Source organism: Leifsonia shinshuensis (assembly GCF_031456835.1).
Lineage (GTDB): Bacteria > Actinomycetota > Actinomycetes > Actinomycetales > Microbacteriaceae > Leifsonia > Leifsonia shinshuensis_C.
The window spans coordinates 1,211,947-1,233,772 of sequence record NZ_JAVDVK010000001.1; the positions used below are offsets into that span (position 1 = coordinate 1,211,947).

General features: G+C 70.3%; 23 protein-coding genes. 10 read left to right on the top strand and 13 right to left on the bottom strand.

Annotation, left to right across the window (positions count from 1 at the left end; translation table 11 throughout):
* Positions 1–3 precede the first annotated feature (3 nt).
* Positions 4–648: a DUF1345 domain-containing protein gene (locus J2W45_RS05965; RefSeq protein ID WP_310129797.1), complete on the bottom strand. Its 645-nt coding sequence runs from the start codon at positions 646–648 to the stop codon at positions 4–6.
* A 63-nt stretch (positions 649–711) separates the two neighbouring features.
* Between J2W45_RS05965 and J2W45_RS05970 the strand changes: the two genes are divergently transcribed.
* Together J2W45_RS05970 and J2W45_RS05975 are read left to right on the top strand one after the other, a co-directional pair.
* On the top strand, positions 712–2,010 hold the full coding sequence (locus J2W45_RS05970) for an aspartate aminotransferase type Ic (RefSeq protein ID WP_310129799.1): 1,299 nt from the start codon (positions 712–714) through the stop codon (positions 2,008–2,010).
* Between the two features lie 2 nt (positions 2,011–2,012).
* Positions 2,013–2,516: a GNAT family N-acetyltransferase gene (locus J2W45_RS05975; protein ID WP_310129801.1), complete on the top strand. Its 504-nt coding sequence runs from the start codon at positions 2,013–2,015 to the stop codon at positions 2,514–2,516.
* A 33-nt stretch (positions 2,517–2,549) separates the two neighbouring features.
* Here J2W45_RS05975 and dhaM read toward each other — a convergent pair whose 3' ends face one another.
* The 4 genes from dhaM to trpD are packed head-to-tail and all read right to left on the bottom strand — an operon-like array spanning position 2,550 to position 6,019.
* Positions 2,550–3,266: a dihydroxyacetone kinase phosphoryl donor subunit DhaM gene (gene dhaM, locus J2W45_RS05980; RefSeq protein ID WP_310129803.1), complete on the bottom strand. Its 717-nt coding sequence runs from the start codon at positions 3,264–3,266 to the stop codon at positions 2,550–2,552.
* The gene (dhaL, locus tag J2W45_RS05985) at positions 3,263–3,895 is read right to left on the bottom strand and encodes a dihydroxyacetone kinase subunit DhaL (RefSeq protein ID WP_310129805.1); all 633 of its coding nucleotides are present in this window, start codon (positions 3,893–3,895) and stop codon (positions 3,263–3,265) included. Before dhaL ends, dhaM begins: the two co-directional genes overlap by 4 nt.
* A 52-nt stretch (positions 3,896–3,947) precedes the next feature.
* Positions 3,948–4,946 carry a dihydroxyacetone kinase subunit DhaK gene (gene dhaK, locus J2W45_RS05990; protein ID WP_310129807.1) on the bottom strand — a complete coding sequence of 333 codons (999 nt, stop codon included), beginning with the start codon at positions 4,944–4,946 and terminating at the stop codon, positions 3,948–3,950.
* Positions 4,947–4,969: 23 nt separating this feature from the next.
* The gene (gene trpD / locus J2W45_RS05995) at positions 4,970–6,019 is read right to left on the bottom strand and encodes an anthranilate phosphoribosyltransferase (RefSeq protein ID WP_310129808.1); all 1,050 of its coding nucleotides are present in this window, start codon (positions 6,017–6,019) and stop codon (positions 4,970–4,972) included.
* A gap of 132 nt (positions 6,020–6,151) precedes the next feature.
* Between trpD and ctaE the strand changes: the two genes are divergently transcribed.
* From ctaE to J2W45_RS06020, 5 genes are all read left to right on the top strand, one after another.
* Complete coding sequence (gene ctaE, locus J2W45_RS06000; protein ID WP_310129810.1) at positions 6,152–6,796, top strand: aa3-type cytochrome oxidase subunit III; 645 nt, start codon at positions 6,152–6,154, stop codon at positions 6,794–6,796.
* A gap of 23 nt (positions 6,797–6,819) precedes the next feature.
* Complete coding sequence (gene qcrC, locus J2W45_RS06005) at positions 6,820–7,659, top strand: cytochrome bc1 complex diheme cytochrome c subunit (RefSeq protein ID WP_310129812.1); 840 nt, start codon at positions 6,820–6,822, stop codon at positions 7,657–7,659.
* 42 nt (positions 7,660–7,701) lie between these two features.
* A complete protein-coding gene (gene qcrA / locus J2W45_RS06010; protein WP_310129814.1) occupies positions 7,702–8,769 on the top strand; it encodes a cytochrome bc1 complex Rieske iron-sulfur subunit in 1,068 nt (355 codons plus the stop codon).
* Positions 8,766–10,382, top strand: a complete 1,617-nt coding sequence (qcrB, locus tag J2W45_RS06015) for a cytochrome bc1 complex cytochrome b subunit (RefSeq protein ID WP_310129816.1) — start codon at positions 8,766–8,768, stop codon at positions 10,380–10,382. The genes qcrA and qcrB overlap by 4 nt, the downstream gene beginning before the upstream one ends.
* 113 nt (positions 10,383–10,495) lie before the next feature.
* Positions 10,496–11,311 (top strand): putative RNA methyltransferase, encoded by an 816-nt coding sequence (locus J2W45_RS06020; RefSeq protein WP_310129817.1) that lies wholly within the window; start codon positions 10,496–10,498, stop codon positions 11,309–11,311.
* Positions 11,312–11,610: 299 nt separating this feature from the next.
* On the opposite strand, the gene J2W45_RS06025 is transcribed toward J2W45_RS06020, so the two are convergent.
* The 5 genes from J2W45_RS06025 to J2W45_RS06045 all read right to left on the bottom strand — a co-directional run bounded on the left by J2W45_RS06025 (position 11,611) and on the right by J2W45_RS06045 (position 16,763).
* Positions 11,611–12,033 (bottom strand): cytochrome c oxidase subunit 4, encoded by a 423-nt coding sequence (locus tag J2W45_RS06025; RefSeq protein WP_310129818.1) that lies wholly within the window; start codon positions 12,031–12,033, stop codon positions 11,611–11,613.
* Positions 12,034–12,035: 2 nt separating this feature from the next.
* Positions 12,036–13,784 carry an aa3-type cytochrome oxidase subunit I gene (ctaD, locus tag J2W45_RS06030; protein ID WP_310129820.1) on the bottom strand — a complete coding sequence of 583 codons (1,749 nt, stop codon included), beginning with the start codon at positions 13,782–13,784 and terminating at the stop codon, positions 12,036–12,038.
* A gap of 9 nt (positions 13,785–13,793) precedes the next feature.
* Entirely contained in the window at positions 13,794–14,693 is a 900-nt protein-coding gene (gene ctaC, locus J2W45_RS06035; RefSeq protein ID WP_310129821.1) for an aa3-type cytochrome oxidase subunit II, read from the bottom strand.
* Positions 14,694–14,862: 169 nt separating this feature from the next.
* Positions 14,863–15,219, bottom strand: coding sequence for an iron-sulfur cluster insertion protein ErpA (gene erpA, locus J2W45_RS06040; protein WP_064109297.1), 357 nt, complete (start codon positions 15,217–15,219; stop codon positions 14,863–14,865).
* 77 nt (positions 15,220–15,296) lie between these two features.
* Complete coding sequence (locus J2W45_RS06045; RefSeq protein ID WP_310129824.1) at positions 15,297–16,763, bottom strand: dipeptidase; 1,467 nt, start codon at positions 16,761–16,763, stop codon at positions 15,297–15,299.
* Positions 16,764–16,804: 41 nt separating this feature from the next.
* Between J2W45_RS06045 and J2W45_RS06050 the strand changes: the two genes are divergently transcribed.
* Positions 16,805–17,398, top strand: coding sequence for a DUF3043 domain-containing protein (locus tag J2W45_RS06050; protein ID WP_310129826.1), 594 nt, complete (start codon positions 16,805–16,807; stop codon positions 17,396–17,398).
* Between the two features lies 1 nt (position 17,399).
* Positions 17,400–18,359, top strand: coding sequence for a ribonuclease HI family protein (locus J2W45_RS06055; protein WP_310129828.1), 960 nt, complete (start codon positions 17,400–17,402; stop codon positions 18,357–18,359).
* Here J2W45_RS06055 and J2W45_RS06060 read toward each other — a convergent pair.
* Genes J2W45_RS06060 through hisD form a run of 3 tightly spaced genes read right to left on the bottom strand, consistent with a single transcriptional unit; the run spans position 18,327 to position 21,195 of the window.
* Positions 18,327–19,370 carry a quinone-dependent dihydroorotate dehydrogenase gene (locus J2W45_RS06060; protein WP_310129829.1) on the bottom strand — a complete coding sequence of 348 codons (1,044 nt, stop codon included), beginning with the start codon at positions 19,368–19,370 and terminating at the stop codon, positions 18,327–18,329. The two genes, J2W45_RS06055 and J2W45_RS06060, sit on opposite strands and share 33 nt — an antisense overlap.
* A 27-nt stretch (positions 19,371–19,397) precedes the next feature.
* Positions 19,398–19,868 carry a transcriptional regulator NrdR gene (nrdR, locus tag J2W45_RS06065; RefSeq protein WP_310129832.1) on the bottom strand — a complete coding sequence of 157 codons (471 nt, stop codon included), beginning with the start codon at positions 19,866–19,868 and terminating at the stop codon, positions 19,398–19,400.
* 16 nt (positions 19,869–19,884) lie between these two features.
* Complete coding sequence (hisD, locus tag J2W45_RS06070; RefSeq protein ID WP_310129833.1) at positions 19,885–21,195, bottom strand: histidinol dehydrogenase; 1,311 nt, start codon at positions 21,193–21,195, stop codon at positions 19,885–19,887.
* A 60-nt stretch (positions 21,196–21,255) separates the two neighbouring features.
* Here hisD and J2W45_RS06075 point away from each other — a divergent pair, with 60 nt between their 5' ends.
* Positions 21,256–21,786, top strand: coding sequence for a flavin reductase family protein (locus tag J2W45_RS06075; protein WP_310129834.1), 531 nt, complete (start codon positions 21,256–21,258; stop codon positions 21,784–21,786).
* Positions 21,787–21,826: the final 40 nt, after the last annotated feature.

The window sequence follows — 21,826 nt, forward strand, 5'->3', positions numbered from 1 at the left end:
GCCTCAGCCGAGCCCGGCCACCAGATTCACGGTCGCCGCCACGATCACCGTTCCGAAGACGTACGACAGCAGGGTGTGCCGCAGGATAGCGCGGCGGATGTACGAACTGCTGATGTCCGTGTCCGACACCTGGAACGTCATCCCGAGCGTGAACGCCAGGTACGCGAAGTCGCTGTAGCGCGGCGGCTCCTTCTGGTTGAAGTCGATCCCGCCGCCCTTCCGGTAGTACATGCGGGCGTAGCGCAGCGCGTACAGGGTGTGGACGAGCGTCCACGACAGCGCGACGCTCACGACCGCGAGCAGCGCGACCCCGAGCTGCTTGCCGCCGCTCAGGTGCTTGGCGTCGACCAGGATGTACACCACCGCGAGGATGCTGGCCGCCGCCGCGAGCAGCAGCACGAAATCCGCCGTCCGGCGTCCCGGGTCCTCGAGCGTGGCGTGGCTCTTCGTCGCCGCGGAGTCCAGGCGCCACACCGCGATCCACACCCAGCTGATGTAGACGAGGCACGCGGCCGCCCACCCCGCGATGATCGCGTAGTGCCACCCGTTGACCAGGCCGACGGTGACGCCGACGACCACCCCGGCGGCGAAAGCGGTCGTCATCTTCGCCGCCGTGCGTCCACGGCCGCTGTGCAGTTCGTCGGTCACACACCGGATGCTCGCACACGTCGGCCGAGCAGACGGGCACGCACCGCCGGTACGATCGATCACGTGACCACCGCAGCTCTCTCGCCCTCTCCCCTGGCCGACCTCGACACCGCAGCGCTCCGCGAGGCGCACTCCTCCTTCGCGCGCGCCTACGACGAGCTGAAGGCCGCGGGCCTCTCGCTCGACATCACGCGCGGGAAGCCGTCCGCCGACCAGCTCGACCTGTCGAACGACCTGCTGCACCTGCCCGACGGCGCCTACCGGGATGCGGCGGGCACCGACCTCCGCAACTACGGCGGCCCGAACGGGCTCACGGAGCTGCGCGAGATCTTCTCGGGCGCGCTGCGCGTCCCCGTCGCGCAGCTGCTCGCGCTCGGCAACGCCAGCCTGACCGTGATGCACGACACGATCGCACAGGCGCTGATCCACGGCGTCCCCGGCGGCGACCTGCCGTGGGCCAACCAGTCGATCAGCTTCCTCGCGCCCGTGCCCGGGTACGACCGCCACTTCACCATCCTGGAGCGCTTCGGCATCCGGATGATCCCCGTCCCGATGAACGACGACGGCCCCGACATCGAGGCGGTCGCCTCGCTGCTCGCCGCCGACGACAGCATCAAGGGGATGTGGTGCGTGCCGGTGTACTCGAACCCGACCGGCGCCGTCTACAGCGAGAAGGTCGTCCGCGCGCTGGTGTCGCTCGACGCGGCCCCCGACTTCCGCCTGTTCTGGGACAACGCGTACGCGGTCCACCACCTCACCGACGACCGTCCGGAGCCGATCGACGTGCTCACGCTCGCCGCCGAGGCGGGAAACCCCGACCGTCCGCTCATCTTCGCCTCCACCTCCAAGGTCACCTTCCCCGGATCCGGCGTCGCCTTCTTCGGCGCGTCCCCGGCGAACATCGCCTGGTTCCAGCACAACTCGGCCGCGCAGAGCATCGGACCGGACAAGCTGAACCAGCTTCGCCACGCCCTGTTCCTGAAGGACGCGGACGGCCTGACGGCGCACATGGAGAAGCACCGCGCCATCCTGGAGCCGAAGTTCGCCGCCGTGGACGAGGTCTTCCGCGAGCGGCTGTCCCCCTGGGGCGCCGGCAGCTGGAACGCGCCGAAGGGCGGCTACTTCGTCAGCCTCGACGTCGCCGACGGCTCCGCCAAGCGGGCGGTGCAGCTGGCGAAGGAGGCCGGGATCGCGGTGACGCCCGCGGGCTCCACCTTCCCCTACGGCGAGGACCCGCGCGACGCCAACATCCGCATCGCCCCGACCTTCCCGTCGCTCGACGAGCTGACCGCCGCCCTCGGCGGCCTGTGCACGGCCATCCTGCTCGCCGAGGCCGAGACTCTCCTCGCCGACCGGGACTGACGATGACGGGCTGGGTCGTCCGCGCGAGCACCGAGGACGACTGGCAGGCGTACCGCGCCCTGCGCTTCGAGATGCTCGAGGACACGCCGATCGCGTTCCTGGAGACGCTGGAGCACGCCAGGACGCATCCCGACGAGCACTGGAGGCGCCGCGCGTCCAACACCTCGGCCACCTCGCGCCTCTTCGCGGCGGTCGCCGAGGACGGACGCTGGCTCGGCAGCATGGGCGGCTACCAGTCGGCCGCGTCGCACGACCCGTACCTGGTCGGTGTGTACGTGAGCCCGGAGTGGCGCGGCCGCGAGCACGGCATCACGGACGCCCTCCTCGACGCCGTCATCGACTGGGCGCGGGGACGCGGCGAGCGGCTGCTGCTGGAGGTGCACGAGGACAACGGGCCGGCCATCCGCTCCTACCTGCGCCGCGGCTTCGTGTTCACCGGGCGGACGCAGCCGTACCCGCTCGACCGCACGGCGAACGAGCGGGAGATGGCTCTCCCGCTCGTCTGAGCCGTTTCTACCTTCCCGGCGCCGGGCCCCGGGTCAGACCTCGCCGAAGCCGGTGTCGACCAGGTCGGCGAGCGCGTCCACCGCGGCGCGGCCGTCGGCGTCCTCCGTCGCGATGCGCGCGGTGGACCCGGCGGTCAGGCCGAGGGACATGATGCCGAGGAGGCTCTTCGCGTCCTTGCCGTTGACCGTCACCTTCACCGGGAACGTGTTCGCGAGCTTCACGAACTCCGCGGCCGGGCGGGCGTGCAGCCCCTCGGGATTACGGACGACGACCTCGCGCTCGTACGGCCCGGAGGCGGCGCTACCCTCCTCCGCCGCGGGCGCGACCTCGCCGGCAGCGCCGCCGGTCGCATCCCCGGCCCAGGCGTCCACGGCGCCCCGGGCCGCGGCCGCGACCGCGTCGAGGTCGGCGCCCGACTCCGCGGCGACCGCCGCGGCGACGCCGCCCTCCACGAACGGCACGTCGACCACCCGCACCCGGGCGCGCTGGTCGTCGTCGAGCATGTCCAGCACGGTCTCGGCCGTCAGGAGCGCGGAGCCCAGGTCGCTGACGACCACGACCCCTGCACCGCCGTCGGCCTCCGACACCCCGGACATCACCTTCGTGAAGCTGGTGCCGATCCCGCCGTCGTCCGTCCCTCCCGCGGCGACGAGGCGCACCGAGCCGGCCATCTGACCGGCCAGCTGCACCATCCCCGCCGCGATCTGCTCGCTGTGCGAGACGAAGACGATGCCGACCCGCTCGCTCATTCCGCCGCCCCGGCTGCCGCGCGCAGCAGCAGAGCGGTCGACTGGGCGCCCGGATCCCGGTGCCCGGCCGAGCGCTCGCCCAGGTAGCTGGCACGGCCCTTGCGGGCGACGAGCGGCTCGGTGGCGACCGCGCCCTCCTCCGCCGCGTCGGCCGCCTCGGTCAGGATGTCCGGAGCGGACGCCCCGGACTCCTGAGCCGCGCGCGCCGCATCCACTGCGGGCGTCCAGGCGTCGATCATCGTCTTGTCGCCGGGCTCGGCCTTGCCGCGGGACACGATCCCGTCCCGCGCCGCCGCCAGGGCGGCCACGAGGGCCGCCCCGTCGACCGTCGCCGCGTCGCCCAGCGGCTCCGCCGCCTTCAGGAACGCGGTGCCGTACAGCGGGCCGGACGCGCCGCCGACCGTCGAGATCAGGGTCATGGCCACCGAGCGCAGCGCCGCGTTCGGCGTCGCGTCGTCCGGCAGCTTCTCCAGCGCCGCCACCGACGCGCGCAGTCCACGGTCCATGTTCTCGCCGTGGTCGCCGTCGCCGATCTCGCGATCGAGCGTGTTCAGCTCCTGCTTGTGCTCGCCGATGGAGTCCGCCGCAGCGGAGATCCACGCCTTCACCCAGTTCGTGTCCAGCGTCATCGACGCCTCCTTGTCGTTGTCGTGTGCAGCTTCGCCGGTCCCTCGCGGGCGGTTACAGGCCCCAGCGCAGAGCGGCCGTGTGGACCGGCGCGTCCCACAGCTCGGTCAGCTCGTCGTCCAGCTTCAGCAGCGAGATGGATGCGCCCTGCATCTCCAGCGAGGTCACGTAGTTGCCCACGAGCGACCGGCTGAGAGTGATGCCGCGCTCGTCGAGCACCTCGGCGGCGCGCCGGAACAGGATGTAGAGCTCGGACAGCGGGGTGCCGCCCATCCCGTTCACGAACAGCAGCACCGGGGAGCCGTCGAAGGACAGGTCGGCGAGGATCGCGTCCATCATCCGGTCGACCAGGCGGTCGGCGGGCTCCAGCTTGATCCGCTCGCGGCCCGGCTCGCCGTGGATGCCCACGCCGAACTCGATCTCGTCCTCGGGGAGCACGAAGCCCGGCTCGCCGGCGTGCGGGACCGTGCCGTCGGTCAGCGCGAGGCCGATCGAGCGGACGTTCGCGTTCACGCGCTCCGCCATGGCGGTCACGGCGTCGAGGTCGTCGCCGCGGTCGGCCGAGGCCCCCGCGATCTTCTCGACGAGCACCGTGCCCGCGACGCCGCGGCGGCCCGCGGTGTAGAGGGAGTCCTGCACGGCGACGTCGTCGTTCGTGACGACGGACCGCACGGTGATGCCCTCGGCGCCGACCAGGTCGGCCGCCGTCTCGAAGTTCAGGACGTCGCCGGTGTAGTTCTTCACGATGTGGAGCACGCCCGCTCCGCCGTCCGCGGCCTTGGTGGCCTCGACGATCGGCATCGGCGTCGGCGAGGTGAAGACCTCGCCCGGCACGGCGGCATCCAGCATCCCCTTGCCGACGAAGCCGGCGTGGAGGGGCTCGTGACCGCTGCCGCCTCCGCTGACCAGACCGACCTTGCCCTGTACGGGGCCGTCGGCCCGGGAGACGAACTTCGGATCCTGCGACACCTTCACGATGTCGGCGTGAGCCCGGCCGAACCCCGCGAGGGACTCGGTCACGACGTCGGGTACGTCGTTGATGAGCTTCTTCATCGAAACCCTTCCTTCCACTGCTGTCAGTGCGTCGCCGCCACCCACTCGTCGAGCTTCGCGGCCGCAGCCCCGGAGTCGATCGCCTGAGCCGCGACCGCCATTTGCGAACGGAATCGATCCAGGATGGACACCTGGACCCTCGACGGGTCGGACGCGAGCTCGTAGGAAACGAGCCCGGCCGCCGCGTTGAGCAGGACGATGTCGCGCACGGGGCCTTCTTCACCCGCGAGCACGGCACGCACGACCGCCGCGTTGTACGCGGCGTCCTTCCCGAGCAGGTCGTCGATCCGCGCCCGGGGGATGCCCAGGTCGCGCGGATCGATGTCGTGCTCGGTGACGAGGCCCCGGGAGACCTCCCAGACGTGGCTGTGACCGGTGGTCGACAGCTCGTCGAGCCCGTCGTCGCCGCGGAAGACCAGCGCGGTCGCCCCGCGGGTCTGGAACACCCCGACGATGAGCGGGATGCGGTCGAGCGTCGCGACGCCGACCGCGGACGCCTCGGGCCGCGCCGGGTTGCACAGCGGGCCGAGGTAGTTGAAGACGGTGGGGACGCCGAGCTGCGCCCGCACCGGGCCGGCGTGGGCGAATCCGGGGTGGAAGGCGCTCGCGAAGGCGAAGGTGATCCCGGCGACGCACAGCACCTCCGCCACCCGATCGGCGGACAGCGTGAGGTCGATGCCGAGCGCGGCCAGCACATCCGACGACCCGGACGAGGAGCTCGCGGCGCGGTTGCCGTGCTTGATCACGGGGACGCCGGCGGCCGCGGCGACGATGGACGCGGTGGTCGAGACGTTCACGGTGCCGAACCGGTCGCCGCCGGTGCCCACGATGTCGAGGGCCATCGGGTCGACATCCAGCGGGACGGCGTGATCCAGGATGGCGTCGCGGAAGCCGACGATCTCGTCGACGGTCTCCCCCTTGGCCCGCAGGGCGATGAGGAACGCGGCCAGCTGGGCGTCCGTCGCCTCGCCGGTCATGACCTGGTCCATGGCCCACGCCGCGTCCGCCACGCTCAGGTGCTCCCCGGCCAGGAGAGACGTCAGCACGGACGACCAGGACTGCGTGTGGACCATGCTGCGATCCTATCGGCGGGCGACACGCCACGGCGATACCGGCCGCCGGGCGCCCACTGAGGCTGTCCTAACCGGAAATCCGGTCGATTCAAGCCCCCTGGGTGGGAAAACCATGGGTTCTTTTCAGCCATAATGGGTTACGTGACGAGCACCTCCCTTTCTCCCTCAGCGAGTGCGCCGGCGATCAACCGGCCCAATGTCGTGGCCGTCGGCACGATCGTCTGGCTCGGCTCGGAGGTGATGTTCTTCGCGGGCCTGTTCGCGATCTACTTCACCCTCAAGTCGACGTCGCCGGATCTGTGGGCCGCTGAGACGCAGCACCTCAACATCCCGTACGCGGCGACCAACACGCTGATCCTGGTGCTGAGCTCGGTCACCTGCCAGTTCGGCGTGTTCGCCGCCGAGCGCATGCAGCCGCGCCGAACGGGCGGCCTGCTGCAGTTCTGGCGCTGGGGAATGGTCGAGTGGTTCACCCTCACCTACCTCATGGGCGCCGTCTTCGTCTCCGGCCAGGTGCTCGAGTACGCCACCCTGGTCTCCGAGGGCATCTCGCTCAGCTCGAACGCCTACGGTTCGGCGTTCTACCTGACGACGGGCTTCCACGCCCTCCACGTCACGGGCGGCCTCATCGCCTTCCTGCTCGTGATCGGCCGCGCGTTCGCGGTCAAGATCTTCGGCCACAAGGAGGCGACCAGCGCCATCGTGGTCTCCTACTACTGGCACTTCGTCGACGTCGTGTGGATCGGGCTGTTCGCGGTCATCTACATCATCCGATAGGAAACAGGAGCGTTCTTCACCCCATGCGTCCGCACACCCCCAGCACCGCCAAGCCGGCCCGGAAGGCGAAGCCCGCGCGCAAGGCCGGCCGTCGTCACCCGCTGGCCACCGTCGCGCTCCTCGCCATCGGCCTGGGCCTGACCGGCGGCGCCTACGCCGCGTTCACCACCACCACGGCATCCGCCGACGAGCCGCAGGTCGCCGCCGCGAGCCAGAGCTCGGTGGACGAGGGCAAGAAGCTGTTCCAGGCCAACTGCGCCACCTGCCACGGGCTCGACGCCCAGGGCACCTCCGTCGCGCCGAGCCTCATCGGCGTCGGCGCCGCGGCCGTCGACTTCCAGGTCGGCACCGGCCGCATGCCCATGCAGATGCAGGGCCCGCAGGCGCAGGAGAAGCCGGTCCAGTTCACCGACGACCAGGTCAAGGCGCTGGCCGACTACGTCGCCTCGCTCGCGCCGGGGCCGTCCATCCCGGAGCAGAAGTACCTCGACGGCAAGGGCGACGCCGCCCACGGCGCCGAGCTGTTCCGCATCAACTGCGCGATGTGCCACAACGTCGCCGGCGCCGGCGGTGCGCTCACGGAGGGCAAGTACGCCCCGCCGCTCACCGGCGTCAGCGCCGAGCACATCTACGAGGCCATGGTGACCGGTCCGCAGAACATGCCCGTGTTCAACGACCTCAACATCACGCCGCAGGGCAAGGCCGACATCATCACGTACCTGAAGTACATCCAGAACAACCCCTCCCCGGGCGGCTTCGAGCTGGGCAACCTCGGCCCCGTCGCCGAGGGCCTGTTCCTCTGGATCTTCGGTCTGGGCGCGATCGTCGCCCTCACCGTGTGGATCACGGCCAAGAGCAACTAGCCGGCACCGCATCAGGCACGACACAGCGTAAGAAGGAGAGCAATGGCACAGGACGACAACGGCGGTCACGAGCTGACGCCCGCGCGTTCGTCTGAGGAGCGCCGGACCGGCGACCCCGGCACCGCGGTGATCATCCGCGACGCGGTCGAGAACCCGGGATTCCCGCCGCACCGACCGCGCGTCACCGACCTCGACCCGCGCAAGGAGCGGCGCGCCGAGCGCACCGTCTACACGCTCTTCTACCTGTCGATCGCGGGTTCGATCTGGGCGGTCGCCGCGTACATGGCCTTCCCGATCGTCGACGGCGACCCGGGCTCGGTGCGCCTGAACAACCTGTTCATCGGCATCGGCGGCGCACTCGCCCTCCTCGCCATCGGAATCGGCGCCGTCCACTGGGGCAAGGCGCTCATGCACGAGAAGGAGGGCGTCGACCTCCGTCACCCCGTCCGGGGCAGCGAGGCGACCACCGAGCGCGCGGCGGAGATCTTCCGCCAGGCCGACGAGGAGTCCGGCTTCAGCCGCCGCACCCTGGTGCGCAACAGCCTCATCGGTGCGCTGATCGCGTTCCCCCTCCCCGCCGTCGTCCTGTTCCGCGGCCTCGCGCCCGAGAACATCGACCCGGTCGAGGAGCTCTCCCAGACCATGTGGGCCAAGGGCGTGCGCCTCACGCGCGACCCAACCGGCACCCCGATCAAGGCCTCCGACGTCACGCTCGGCAGCGCCTTCCACGTCATCCCCGAGGGTCTGAACGAGGCCCCGGACATGCTGGAGCAGAAGGCCAAGGCCGCCGTGCTCCTGATGCGCCTCAAGCCCGAGGACCTGCACGTCTCCAAGGGCCGTGAGAACTGGAACTACGACGGCATCGTCGCCTACTCCAAGATCTGCACGCACGTCGGGTGCCCGGTGGCGCTCTACGAGCAGCAGACCCACCACCTGCTCTGCCCGTGCCACCAGTCGCAGTTCGACATCACGCACGAAGCGCAGGTCATCTTCGGACCGGCGAAGCGGCCGCTGCCGCAGCTGCCGATCACCGTCGACGCCGATGGCTACCTGGTCGCCCGTAGTGACTTCCACGAGCCCGTCGGCCCGAGCTTCTGGGAGCGCCATTGAGCACCACGACCGCCGCACCCGCGGCAACGACGACGGTCAAGAAGGGCGGGTTCACGGCAGCAGCCGCGAACTACCTCGAAGACCGCACCAGCATCTCAGGCGCCGTCAAGGAGTTCGGTCGCAAGATCTTCCCCGACCACTGGTCCTTCCTCCTCGGCGAGGTCGCGCTCTACAGCTTCATCGTGATCCTGCTGTCGGGCACCTTCCTGACGTTCTTCTTCCAGGCCTCCATGGCGGAGGTGACCTACAACGGCTCGTACGTGCCGCTGAAGGGCATCGAGATGTCCTCCGCCATGCAGTCCACGCTGAACATCTCGTTCGAGGTGCGCGGCGGCCTGCTCGTTCGTCAGATCCACCACTGGGCGGCGCTGCTGTTCGTGGCGGCCATCGGCCTGCACATGCTCCGCATCTTCTTCACGGGAGCGTTCCGCAAGCCGCGTGAGCTCAACTGGGTCATCGGCTTCGTGCTGTTCATCCTCGCGATGGCCGAGGGCTTCACCGGCTACTCGCTCCCGGACGACCTGCTCTCGGGCAACGGCCTCCGCATCATCGACGGTCTGATCAAGGGCCTCCCGGTGGTCGGCACCTGGATCTCGTTCCTCCTCTTCGGCGGCGAGTTCCCGGGAACGGCGATCGTGGGCCGTCTGTACACGCTGCACATCCTGCTGCTGCCCGCGCTCGTGGTCGCGTTCATCGCGCTGCACCTGATGTTCGTGGTCATCCACAAGCACACGCAGTACGCGGCTCCCGGTCGCACGCAGGGCAACGTCGTCGGCTACCCGGTCCTCCCGGTGTACGCCGCCAAGGCCGGCGGGTTCTTCTTCATCGTGTTCGGTGTCGTGGTGCTGCTCGCATCGCTGTTCACCATCAACCCGATCTGGACCTACGGCCCGTACGACCCGTCCCCGGTGTCGGCGGGTACCCAGCCAGACTGGTACATCGGCTTCGCGGACGGCGCGCTGCGTCTCGTCCCGCCGGGCTGGGAGTTCGTGTGGCTCGACCGCACCTGGTCGTTCAACATCATCATCCCGGTGGCGATCCTCGGTCTGTTCATCGTGACGGTCATGTTCTACCCGTTCCTCGAGGCCTGGATCACCGGCGACAAGCGCGAGCACCACATCCTGGACCGCCCGCGCAACGCGGCCGCCCGCACCGCGGTCGGCGCGGCGGGTGTCACGTTCTACGCCGTCTTCTGGGCGGCGGCGAGCTCGGACCTCATCGCGACGCACTTCAAGCTGACGATGGAGGGCGTGATCCACACCCTCCAGGCGCTGCTGTTCCTCGGCCCGCTGATCGCCTACGTGGTGACGAAGCGCGTCTGCCTGGCCCTGCAGAAGAAGGACCGCTCGATCGCCCTCCACGGGTACGAGAGCGGCCGCATCGTGAAGCTGCCCGGCGGCGAGTTCATCGAGGTGCACGAGCAGCTGAGCGACTACGAGCGCTGGCGTCTCGTCTCCTTCGAGACCTACGAGCCGCTGATGCTCCGCCCGAACCGCCGCGGCAAGATCACCGCCGCGAACCGGGTGCGCGCAGGACTGTCCCGCTGGTTCTTCGAGGACCGTCTCGTGCCGCCGACCCGCGGCGAGCTCGAGTCGAGCCACGACAGCCACTGACGGCCATCCCTCCGACGAACGCCGGCGCGAACCATCGCGCCGGCGTTCGTCGTTTCTCTCGCTCTTCCGCCCGCTGAGCTCTTCACGCTCGCGTAACTCCCGGAGAACCCTCCATGGCCCTGGACCTGCCGCGGCTCGCCGCCTGGCTCCGCTGCCCCGTGTGCGCGGCCGACCTGGTGCCCGTCGACCGGCTCACGCTCGGGTGCGCGAACGGTCACCGGCACGACGTGAACAAGCGGGGCTTCGTGTCGCTCCTCGGGCCCGGTTCGAAGCACCTCGGCGACACGGCCGAGATGCTCGACGCGCGCGACGCGGTGCTGGAGGGCGGCGCCTACTCCCCCATCGCCGACGCCGTCGCCGCAGCGACGACGGGCACGCGCATCCTGGACGCCGGCGCGGGCACCGGCTACTACCAGCGCGCGGCGCTCAGCGCCGACCCGTCACGCTCGGGCCTCGCCATGGACCTCTCCCCCCAGGCCGTCGCCCGCGCCGTGCGCGCCTCCGACCGGACGGACGGCCTGGTGGCTGACACGTGGAGCCCGCTCCCCGTGCGCTCGGCGGTCGCGGACACCGTGCTGGACGTCTTCGCCCCGCGCAACCTGCCCGAGTTCCACCGCGTGCTCGCCCCGGACGGCGTCCTGGTCGTCGTCGTGCCGCGCGCCGACCACCTCGGCTCGCTCCGCGCCGCGGGAACCATGCTCGACATCCCCGGCGACAAGGCGGACGACGTGATCCGTGCCGCAGAGCCCCTGTACGCCCTCCTGGGGCGCGAATCGGTCGCGTACGACCTCGCGCTCACGGACGCCCTCCTCCGGTCTCTCGTGGGCATGGGCCCGTCCGCCCGCCACGCCGCCAGCGCGGCTGCCGCATCCACCGAGGTGGACGCAACCCGCGTGTCCGTCGACGTCCTGCGCCTCACGCGCCGCTGACGACGCCGCCGCCTGTCGCGCCCGAACGAGGGGTCGCAACACGCCATCATCGCCGCGCCATAACGGCGTGTCGCGACCCTTCGTTACCTGCGCGCGGCGTGACGTGCCGTGACTGCTGCGTTTCGGAACGTCTGCCCCCGCGCGCGCACGCGCACACGTGACGAACAGCAGCAGTCACCGTCGTGCCGTGCGGCTCCGGCATGCCGGAGCGCCCGCTGCCAGCGGCCGCCCGCAGACGCAGCGAGGGCCGCCTCCCGGGGGAGGCGGCCCTCGTGTGCGCGGGTCGGTGGAGGTGCGGGTTACCGGGCGAAGTAGCCGCGGTAGTACTCGTAGACCCAGCCGACGATGCAGATGAGGCTGAAGGCGACGCCGATGTAGCAGATCCAGAAGCCGACGGCGAGGCCGAGGATGACCAGGCCGGCGCCGAAGGCGAGGGCGATCGGCCACCAGCTCCACGGGCTGAAGTGACCGAGCTCCGGGTCACCGTCGTCGATGTTCGCGTCGAGGCGGTCCTCCGGCAGCTCGCCGCCCTGGGAGGCGTGCGAACGGCCGACGTAGAACGCGATGAAGGCGGACAGGACGGCGGCGAGGAGCATGCCGACGGTTCCGACCCACTCCACGTTGCGGTGGAACTCGTCGAGCAGGTTCCACAGCGTGTAGACCACCGCGGACAGGACGAAGAATGCCGAGAGGATCCAGAACAGGATGGCATTGGCGCGCATTGTTACTTCACCTCGTCATTCGCGACGTCGTGCACGGGGGCGTCGGGGGCGTCCTTCGCGGGACCGACACCGATCGGGATGCCCGCCTCGGGGTGGTTCAGGTCGAACGCCGGCGACTCCGAACGGATGCGCGGGATCGACGTGAAGTTGTGCCGCGGCGGCGGGCAGCTGGTCGCCCACTCGAGCGAGCGGCCGTAGCCCCACGGGTCGTTCACGGTGACCTTCGGGGCGTTGCGCGCCGTCAGGTACACGTTCACGAAGAACGGGATCATCGAGATCGCGAGGATGCCCGCGCCGATCGACGAGACCTGGTTCATCCAGGTGAAACCGTCGGACGGCAGGTAGGTCGCGTAGCGTCGCGGCATGCCGACCACGCCCAGCCAGTGCTGGATGAGGAACGTCGTGTGGAAGCCGATGAACAGCAGCCAGAAGTGCCACTTGCCCAGCCGGTCGTTGAGCATCTTGCCCGTCCACTTCGGCCACCAGAAGTAGAAGCCGGCGAACATCGCGAAGACGACCGTTCCGAAGACGACGTAGTGGAAGTGCGCGACCACGAAGTAGGTGTCCGACACGTGGAAGTCGAGCGGCGGGGACGCCAGGATGACACCGGTCAGACCACCGAACGTGAAGGTGATCAGGAAGCCGATCGACCACAGCATCGGCGACTCGAACGTCAGCGAGCCGCGCCACATCGTGCCGACCCAGTTGAAGATCTTCACGCCGGTCGGGACCGCGATGAGCATCGTCATCAGCGAGAACCACGGCAGCAGCACCGAGCCGGTGACGTACATGTGGTGCGCCCACACGGTGACCGACAGGGCGGCGATCGAGATCGTCGCGTAGATCAGCGTCTTGTATCCGAAGATCGGCTTGCGGCTGAACACCGGGAAGATCTCGGACACGATGCCGAAGAACGGCAGCGCGATGATGTAGACCTCGGGGTGGCCGAAGAACCAGAACAGGTGCTGCCACAGCAGGGCACCGCCGTTGGCGGCGTCGTAGATGTGAGCGTCGAAGACGCGGTCGGCGGCGAGGGCGAAGAGGGCCGCGGCCAGCACCGGGAAGGCCATCAGCACGAGGATCGACGTGACGAGGGTGTTCCAGGTGAAGATCGGCATCCGGAACATGGTCATGCCCGGCGCGCGCATCGTGATGATCGTGGTGATGAAGTTCACCGCACCGAGGATGGTGCCGAAGCCCGAGAGGCCGAGGCCCAGTACCCAGAGGTTTCCGCCGAGCCCTGGTGAGAACGTCGTGCTCGACAGCGGCGCGTAGGCGAACCATCCGAACGAGGCGGCACCCTGCGGGGTGAGGAAGCCGGCGACCGCGATCAGCGAGCCGAACGAGTAGAACCAGTAGGCCAGCGCGTTGAGTCGCGGGAAGGCGACGTCGGGGGCGCCGATCTGCAGCGGCATGAGCACGTTGGCGAAGCCCGCGAACAGCGGCGTCGCGAACATGAGGAGCATGATCGTGCCGTGCATGGTGAAGAGCTGGTTGTACTGCTCCTTGGTCTGCACGACCTGCAGGCCCGGCTCGAACAGCTGGGCGCGGATGATGAGCGCCATCACGCCGCCGATGAGGAAGTACACGAACGACGAGATCAGGTACATGTACCCGATCGTCTTGTGGTCCGTCGACGTGATGTAGTTCACGAGGATGTTGCCCTTGCGCTCCACACCGTTCGCGGTGAGGAACGTAGGCGCGGGCCGCGGGGCGGTGGTGGCTCCCGGTGCCGGTGCTGTCGTCGTCATCAGTGCGTCCTACTCGTTGCCGCCCTGGGGGCCCGACGGGGCTCCCCTTCCCGGCAGGTTCTGGTTGCGGTCGTACTCGGAGCCCAGCTGACCGGTGTAGCCCTGGTCCTTCAGGCTCTGGATGTGCGCATCGTACTGCGCCTGGGACACGATCTTCACGTTGAAGAGCATCGCGGAGTGGTACTCGCCGCAGAGCTCGGCGCACTTGCCCACGAAGGTGCCGGTGCGGCCGGTCGTCTCGAAGTACATGTAGTTGGTCTTGCCCGGGATGACGTCCTTCTTGTAGAGCATCGCGGGGACCCAGAAGGAGTGGATCACGTCGCGCGAGTCGAGCTGGATCGTGATCTTCTTGTTCTCGGGCAGGTACAGGGTCGGGACCTCGCCCTCCTGGACGGAGCCGGGGGTCGCGCTGTTGTCGTCCGGCTGCACCTGGATGCCCGGGTCGTAGACGTTGTCGGTCACGTAGTTGAAGTCCCACGCCCACTGCTTGGCATAGACCTGGATCTTGAGGTCCGGGTCCGCGTAGGGCTTCTCGATCGCCGCCTGGTCACGGGCGGTGAAGGCGAAGAAGCCGAGCACCAGGATGAGCGGCACGATCGTGTAGAAGATCTCGATCGGCATGTTGTAGCGCAACTGCACCGGGAGGCCGGTCTGGCCCTTGCGGCGGCGGTAGACGATGACCGCCCAGAGGATGAGCCCCCAGACGACGATGCCGACGATCAGGAGGACGATCCAGCTCGTCACCCACAGGCCGCTGATGCGCTCGGTGTGGTTCGTGACGGGCGGCTCGCCCGCGACGAAGCCCGGGAGGAATCCGTGCAGCTGGGCCTGAGTGCAGCCCGCGAGCGCCACGACGAGCGTCGCGGCGATCGGGATGGCAGCCCATCGGAGACGGCGATTGTGACGCACCGGTGACCTTTCGAGTGACTACTGGGACAGTTCACATGCAACTGTATGTGGCTGTGTCTACCCTACTCCGACTGACACCCTGATCCGAACAAAAGGGCCGCCCCGAGAGGGGCGGCCCGATGTGGATTCCTGTGTTATATGACGGCCTCGAAGGGCCCTCCGCGGAGGCTCAGTGGAACGAGTCGCCGCAGGCGCAGGAGCCGGTCGCGTTGGGGTTGTCGATGGTGAAACCCTGCTTCTGGATCGTGTCCTCGAAGTCGATCGTGGCCCCGTCGAGGTACGGAACGCTCATCTTGTCGACGATGACCTCCACCCCGTCGAAGTCGACGGTCGCGTCCCCGTCGAGCATGCGCTCGTCGAAGTACAGCTGGTAGATCAGACCCGAGCATCCACCGGGCTGGACGGCGACACGCAGACGCAGGTCGTCGCGGCCCTCCTGCTCGAGCAGGCTCTTGACCTTGGATGCCGCGGTGTCGGTCAGGCCGACTCCGTGGGCCTTGGTCGCGGTCAGCGTTGTGTCGGTCATGGGGCTCCTCACAAAGGATGGTTCGGACTCCGGAAAGAAATCTGCGTCGATTGTACGTCGCCCAGCCGGAAATCCGCTCAGGATCCGCTGCGGCCGTTCAACCGGGCCAGCAGCAGCGCCTCGGTGAGGATCGCCCGCTTGAACACGCCGAGGTGCAGCGACTCGTTCGGGCTGTGCGCCCGCGTGTCCGGGTCCTCCACACCCGTGACGAGGATCTGCGCCTCGGGGAAGTCGCTCACCAGGTCCGCGATGAACGGGATGGAGCCGCCGATCCCGGTCTCGACCGCCTCCGCGCCCCACGCGTCGGTCATCGCCCGCTTGGCCTCGGTCGCCGCCCATCCGGCCGTGTCGACGAGGAACGGGTCGCCCAGGTCGACGTCGTCGATCGCGATGTGGGCGCCGAACGGCGCGTGCGCCCGCAGGTGGCGCTCGAGCGCCTCGTACGCCTCACGGGCGGGCTGGCCGGGCGCGACGCGCGAGCTGATCCGCACGGCGACGCTCGGCAGGAGGGTGTTGGAAGCGTTCGCCACGCTCGGTGCGTCGATCCCGGTGACGGTGATGGTCGGCTGCGACCACATCCGCGAGAGCACCGGCCCCGTGCCGATGCTGGTGACGCCGTCGAGGAACGCGGCGTCCTCGGCCAGCTGCTCCTCGCTGAACGCGGGCGGCTCGGCGGCGTCCGTGTACGAGGTCATGCCCTCGACGGCGACCGCCCCCTTCTCGTCGTGCAGGGTGGCGAGCAGCTTGACCATCGCGAGCATCGCATCCGGCGCCGCCCCGCCGTACATGCCGGAGTGCGACGCGTGCTCGAGCGTCGACACCGTCAGGCGGAACGTGACGTTTCCGCGGAGGGACACGGTGAGCGCCGGGGTGTCGACGTCGACGTTGTCCGAGTCGGCGACCACGATCGCGTCGGCGCGCAGGGCGTCCTGGTTCTCCGCGAGGAACGAGGAGAACGAGCGGGAGCCGAACTCCTCCTCCCCCTCGATGAAGACGGCGAGCCCGACCTCGAGGTCGTCGCCGAAGGTCTCCTTCAGCGCCCGGACGGAGGCGACGTGCGTCATCACGCCGGCCTTGTCGTCGGCGGCGCCGCGGCCGTAGAGGCGGTCGCCGCGCACGGTCGGCTCGAACGGCGGAGTGTCCCAGTTCGCCTCGTCGCCCTCGGGCTGCACGTCGTGGTGCGCGTAGAGGAGGACGGTGGGCCGGCCGTTCCGGGCGGCGCGGGTGGCGAGCACGGCGGGCTGGCCGAGCGTGCCGCTGTCCCCGATCGGCGCCTGCTTGACCTCGACGCGGTCGAAGACCCCGGTCTCCGTCAGCAGCGCGGCGACGGCGTCGGCGCTGCGGCGGACGTTCTCCGGGTCGAAGGCGGACCACGACACCGAGGGGATACGGACGAGCTGGGAGAGGTCGGCGACGGCCGAGGGGATGCCCGCTTCGACCGCAGCGCGGACCGCCTGCTCGTCGGCCGCGGAGGTCACGGTCGCCGCAGGGCCCTCGGTCGGCGCGTCGGTGGGCGGAACTGGGGTCTGCTGGCTGTCTGTCATGCGGGTAATCTTAAGCGGACCCCACAAGCGAAGGCTCGAAGTTGGCAAAGCGACAGAACCCGGCCGAGGCGGAGACGCCCGTCGCCGAGACCCCCGAAGAGACGGCCGCCCGTCTGAAGCAGGGCAAGGGCGCTCCGACGCCCTCGCGCCGTGAGCAGGAGGCCGCGCGCAAGCGCCCGCTCGTGCCCACGGACCGCAAGGAGGCCGCCCGCGTCGCCCGCCAGAAGCAGGCGGAGGCGCGCGAGAAGGCACGGCTCGGGATGGCCGCCGGCGACGACCGCTATCTGACCGCCCGCGACCGCGGCCCGCAGCGTCGCTACGTGCGCGACTACGTCGACGCCCGGTTCTCGATCGGCGAGTTCCTCATCCCCGTGATGCTGATCGTCATCGTGCTGACCTTCCTCCCGTGGCCGGCCATGCAGGTCTACGGGCTGTTCGCCCTCTGGGGGTTCTTCGCGGTCGCGGTGATCGACTGCGTGGTGCTCGGCTTCCTGATCCGGCGCCGCGTCGGCGAGAAGTTCGGCGCGACGAAGGTCGAGCGCGGCCTGCGCTGGTACGGCGCGATGCGCGCCCTGCAGCTGCGGGTGATGCGCCTGCCGAAGCCGCAGGTCAAGCGCGGCCAGTTCCCGAGCTGACGTGACGATCGTCGCGGCGGCGGACGGCTCCGCCCTGGGCAACCCGGGCCCGGCCGGCTGGGCCTGGTACGTGGACGACGACCACTGGTCGGCGGGTGGATGGCCGCACGGCACGAACAATCAGGGCGAGCTGATGGCCGTCATCGACCTCCTGGAGGCGACGGCGCACCTCGGCGAGGACCTGCACATCTTCTGCGACAGCCAGTACGTCATCAACGCGGTGACCAAGTGGATGCCGGGCTGGAAGCGGAAGGGCTGGCGCAAGGCCGACGGCGCTCCCGTCCTCAACCGCGAGCTGCTCGAGCGGCTCGATCGCGGCCTGCAGGGGCGCACGTACCGCTTCGAATGGGTGAAGGGCCACGCCGGCCACGAACTCAACGAGGCGGCCGACGACCGTGCGCGCGCCGTGGCGGTGGCCTACCAGAAGGGCGACCCGATCCCGATCGGCCCGGGCTGGCCCGACCCGGGCGCGAAGCAGGCGACCAGCGTCGAGCAGGCGACCGGCGTCCCGAGCGGCGAGCCGTCGTTCACCGCATCCTCGGCGCCCGTGGCGACCGCACCCGCGGCACTGGCCGACGAGGCCCTCGAACTCGACCTCTTCGACACCCTCACGGCGGAGGAGACCGACGAGGAGATCGTCGCCCGCCTGGAGCGCGAACTCGTCGAGCCGTCCGTCCGCTCAGACGCCTCGCGGCTGGCCGAACTGCTGCACCCCTCCTTCGAGGAGATCGGACGCTCCGGCCGGCTCTGGGCGCGTGACGCGATCATCTCCGAGCTGGCGGTCGACGACGCGCCGGCCGCGGGCATCGAGGTGCTCGGTGTGGACCGCGTGGCTCAGGATGCGCTGCTGCTCACCGCCCGGACGACGGATGCGCGCGGCGCGACCCTGCGCAGCTCCCTCTGGGTGCGCTCCTCGGGCCGCTGGCGCCTACGCTTCCACCAGGGGACGCCGGAGGCGTAGCAGGCCGCGGTTGATCTCGCGGGCCCACAGCGGTCCGCGGTACAGGAACGCGGTGTAGCCCTGCACCAGGGTCGCTCCGGCATCCAGCCGCTCCTGCACATGCTCGGCGGTCTCGACGCCGCCCACGGAGATGACGCACAGCTCCGGCGGCACCACGGCGCGGATGAGGCGCAGCACCTCGAGCGAGCGCGCCGCCAGCGGGGCGCCGCTGAGTCCCCCGGCGCCCGCGGCCTCCACGACGGCGGGGTCGGTCAGGAGTCCCTCGCGGGAGATCGTCGTGTTCGTCGCGATGATGCCGGCGAGCCCGAGCTCGACCGTCAGCCGCGCGATCCGCTCCACCTGCTCGTCGGTGAGGTCGGGGGCGATCTTGACCAGCAGCGGGGTCTCCCCCGCGACCTCGGCGACCGCCCGGAGCAGCGGCGCGAGGAGGTCGAGCTCTTGCAGCCCGCGCAGCCCGGGGGTGTTCGGGGAGCTGACGTTGACGACGAGGTAGTCGGCGACCGGCGCGAGGGCGCGGGCGCTGGTCAGGTAGTCGGCCGTGGCGTCCTCGACGGCGACCACGCGCGACTTGCCGATGTTGACGCCGAGCACGGGACGTTGCCGGGCGCGGCGGACGTGCAGCAGCCGGTTCGCGGCCGCGCCGGCGCCGTGGTTGTTGAAGCCCATCCGGTTGATGACCGCGCGGTCCGGGATCAGGCGGAACAGCCGCGGCTTGTCGTTGCCCGGCTGCGGCCGGGCGGTGATGGTGCCCACCTCGACGTGGCCGAAGCCGAGGGCGCCGAGGCCGAGAACCCCCTCACCGTCCTTGTCGAAGCCCGCGGCGACGCCGAACGGCGAGTCGAACCGCAGGCCGAGCGCCTCCACGGCGAGCGACGGGTCGGGCGCGGTGAACCGGCGAGCGAGCCCGCCGAGACCCAGCGCCGGGAGGGCGCGGATCACCACGAAGGCGAGGTGATGGGCCCGCTCGGGGTCGAGCCGGGACAGGACGAGGTCGAAGAGTGCGCGATACATGCCGGTCTGAGAATACAGGCCGACCGGTTACGGCGCGTCCACCGGTTCCGGCTGGTGCGCCAGCCGCAGCGAGCGGATGGCCTCCTCGAAGTCGTCGAGGGAGTCGAAGCCCTGGTAGACGCTCGCGAAGCGGAGGTACGCCACCTCGTCGAGCTCGCGGAGCTCGGGCAGGATGGCGAGCCCGATGTCGTTCGCCTCGATCTGCGACGCGCCCGTCGAGCGGATGGTCTCCTCGACCTTCTGCGCCAGCACGGCGAGGTCGGAGTCGGTGACCGGGCGGCCCTGGCACGCCTTGCGCACACCCAGCACGATCTTCTCGCGGCTGAACGGCTCCGCGACCCCGCTGCGCTTGATCACGCTGAGGCTGGCCGTCTCGGTGGTGGAGAAGCGGCGTCCGCACTCCGGGCACTGCCGGCGGCGACGGATCGAGAGCCCGTCGTCGCTCGTCCGCGAGTCGATCACGCGCGAATCGGGGTGGCGGCAGAAGGGGCAGAACATGGAGGGATTCTATCGCTCAGCGGGTGAGGAACCGCTGGGTGACCGCTTCCCCGTGGGCGGGGAGGTCCTCGGCCGTGGAGAGGGCGACGATCCGGTCGGCCACCTCGCTGAGCGCTTCGCGGTCGTAGCGGACGACCTGTTGCGGCCGCAGGAACGAGTAGGCGCCGAGTCCCGGCGAGAAGCGGGCCTGCCCGCCGGTCGGCAGCACGTGGTTCGAACCGGCGAGGTAGTCCCCCAGACTGACCGGCGAGGTCGGCCCGAGGAAGATCGCGCCGGCGTTGTGGATGTCGGCGAGCAGCGCATCCGGGTCCGCCGTCTGCAGCTCGAGGTGCTCGGGACCGTAGGCGTTGCTGAACGCGGCGGCGGCGGCGAGGTCGTCGACCAGCACGACGGCCGACTGGGGGCCGCCGAGGGCGGTCCGCACGCGCTCGGCGTGCTTGGTGGCGCCGGCGAGCCGGTCGAGTTCGGCGACGACGCGGTCCGCGAAGGCCGGGCTGTCGGTGACCAGCAGGGAGGCGGCGGCCTCGTCGTGCTCGGCCTGGCTCACCAGGTCTGCCGCGACGTATCCGGCGTCGGCCGTGTCGTCCGCGATGACCAGGATCTCGGTGGTCCCCGCTTCGGAGTCGATGCCCGCCTGTCCCCGGACGACGCGCTTGGCGGCGGCGACGTAGATGTTGCCGGGACCGGTGATGACCTGCACCGGGTCGAGAGCCAGCTCCTCGACGCCGAAGGCCAGGGCGCCGATCGCGCCCGCGCCGCCCATGGCGTACACCTCGTCGATGCCGAGCAGACCCGCGGCGCCCAGGATGACCGGGTGGACCGCTCCCCCGAACTCGCGCTGCGGCGGGCTCACCAGGGCGACGGATCGCACACCCGCGACCTGCGCGGGCACGGCGTTCATGACGACGCTCGACGGGTAGACGGCCTTGCCGCCCGGCACGTACAGGCCGGCCCGCTCGACCGGCTCCCAGCGCTGCACGATGGTCGCGCCCGGGCGGATGACCGTCTCGGCGGGCGGCGGGACCTGCGCGGCCGTGGCCTCGCGGACGCGCGCGATGGCCTCCTCCAGCGCCGCTCGCACCGTCCCCGGCAGGGCGGCGACCGCTGCGTCGATCTCCTCCTGCGGCACGCGCAGCGACGTGGGGGCGCCGCCGTCGAACCGCTCGGCCTGGTCACGGAGTGCGGTCACGCCGCGCTCCCGGACGTCGGCGATCAGGTCGGACGCGACGGCGACGGCCGCCTGCACGTCCACGACGGGACGGGGCACCAGGCGCTGGAAGGCGGCACGGGTAGGCTGGACGCCGCGGAGGTCGATGGTCTGGATCATGGCCACACCAGCCTACCGATACGGAATCTTCCAGCCCGACTGGAGCTTGTAACACACAGTATGAACAGCGCATCCCCCGACCCCACCGACGGCACGGTCACCGACGCGACCCCCGATCTCGCGGCCTTCCGGCAGACGTTCCGCCGCCACGCGGCCGGGGTGGCGATCGTCACCGCGCAGACGCCGGACGGCACTCCGGTCGGCTTCACCGCGACCTCGCTGGCGTCGCTCGCGGCGGTCCCCCCGCTGGCGACCTTCAACATGGCGCTGTCGGCGTCGAGCTGGCCCGCGATCGCCGAGACGGACCGCGTCGTCATCCACACCCTGGGCGTGCGGAACCGCGGGGTGGCGCAGATCCTCTCCGGCGACAACCAGCAGCGCTTCCTCGGCGACCACTGGTTCCGCGGACCGCACGGGCTGCCGGTGATCAAGGACACCACCGCGTGGATGGTCGGCCGCATCCTCGAGCGGGTCCAGGTGCACAACAGCGCCGTCGTCATCGTGCAGATCGAGCAGGGCGAGCTCGGTGAGGACGACGCGCCGCTCGTCTACCACGAGCGCACGTACTGGCGCCCCGGCACGGCGGTCTGACGACCACCCGTCGCTGACCACCCGGCGCTGACCCATCCGA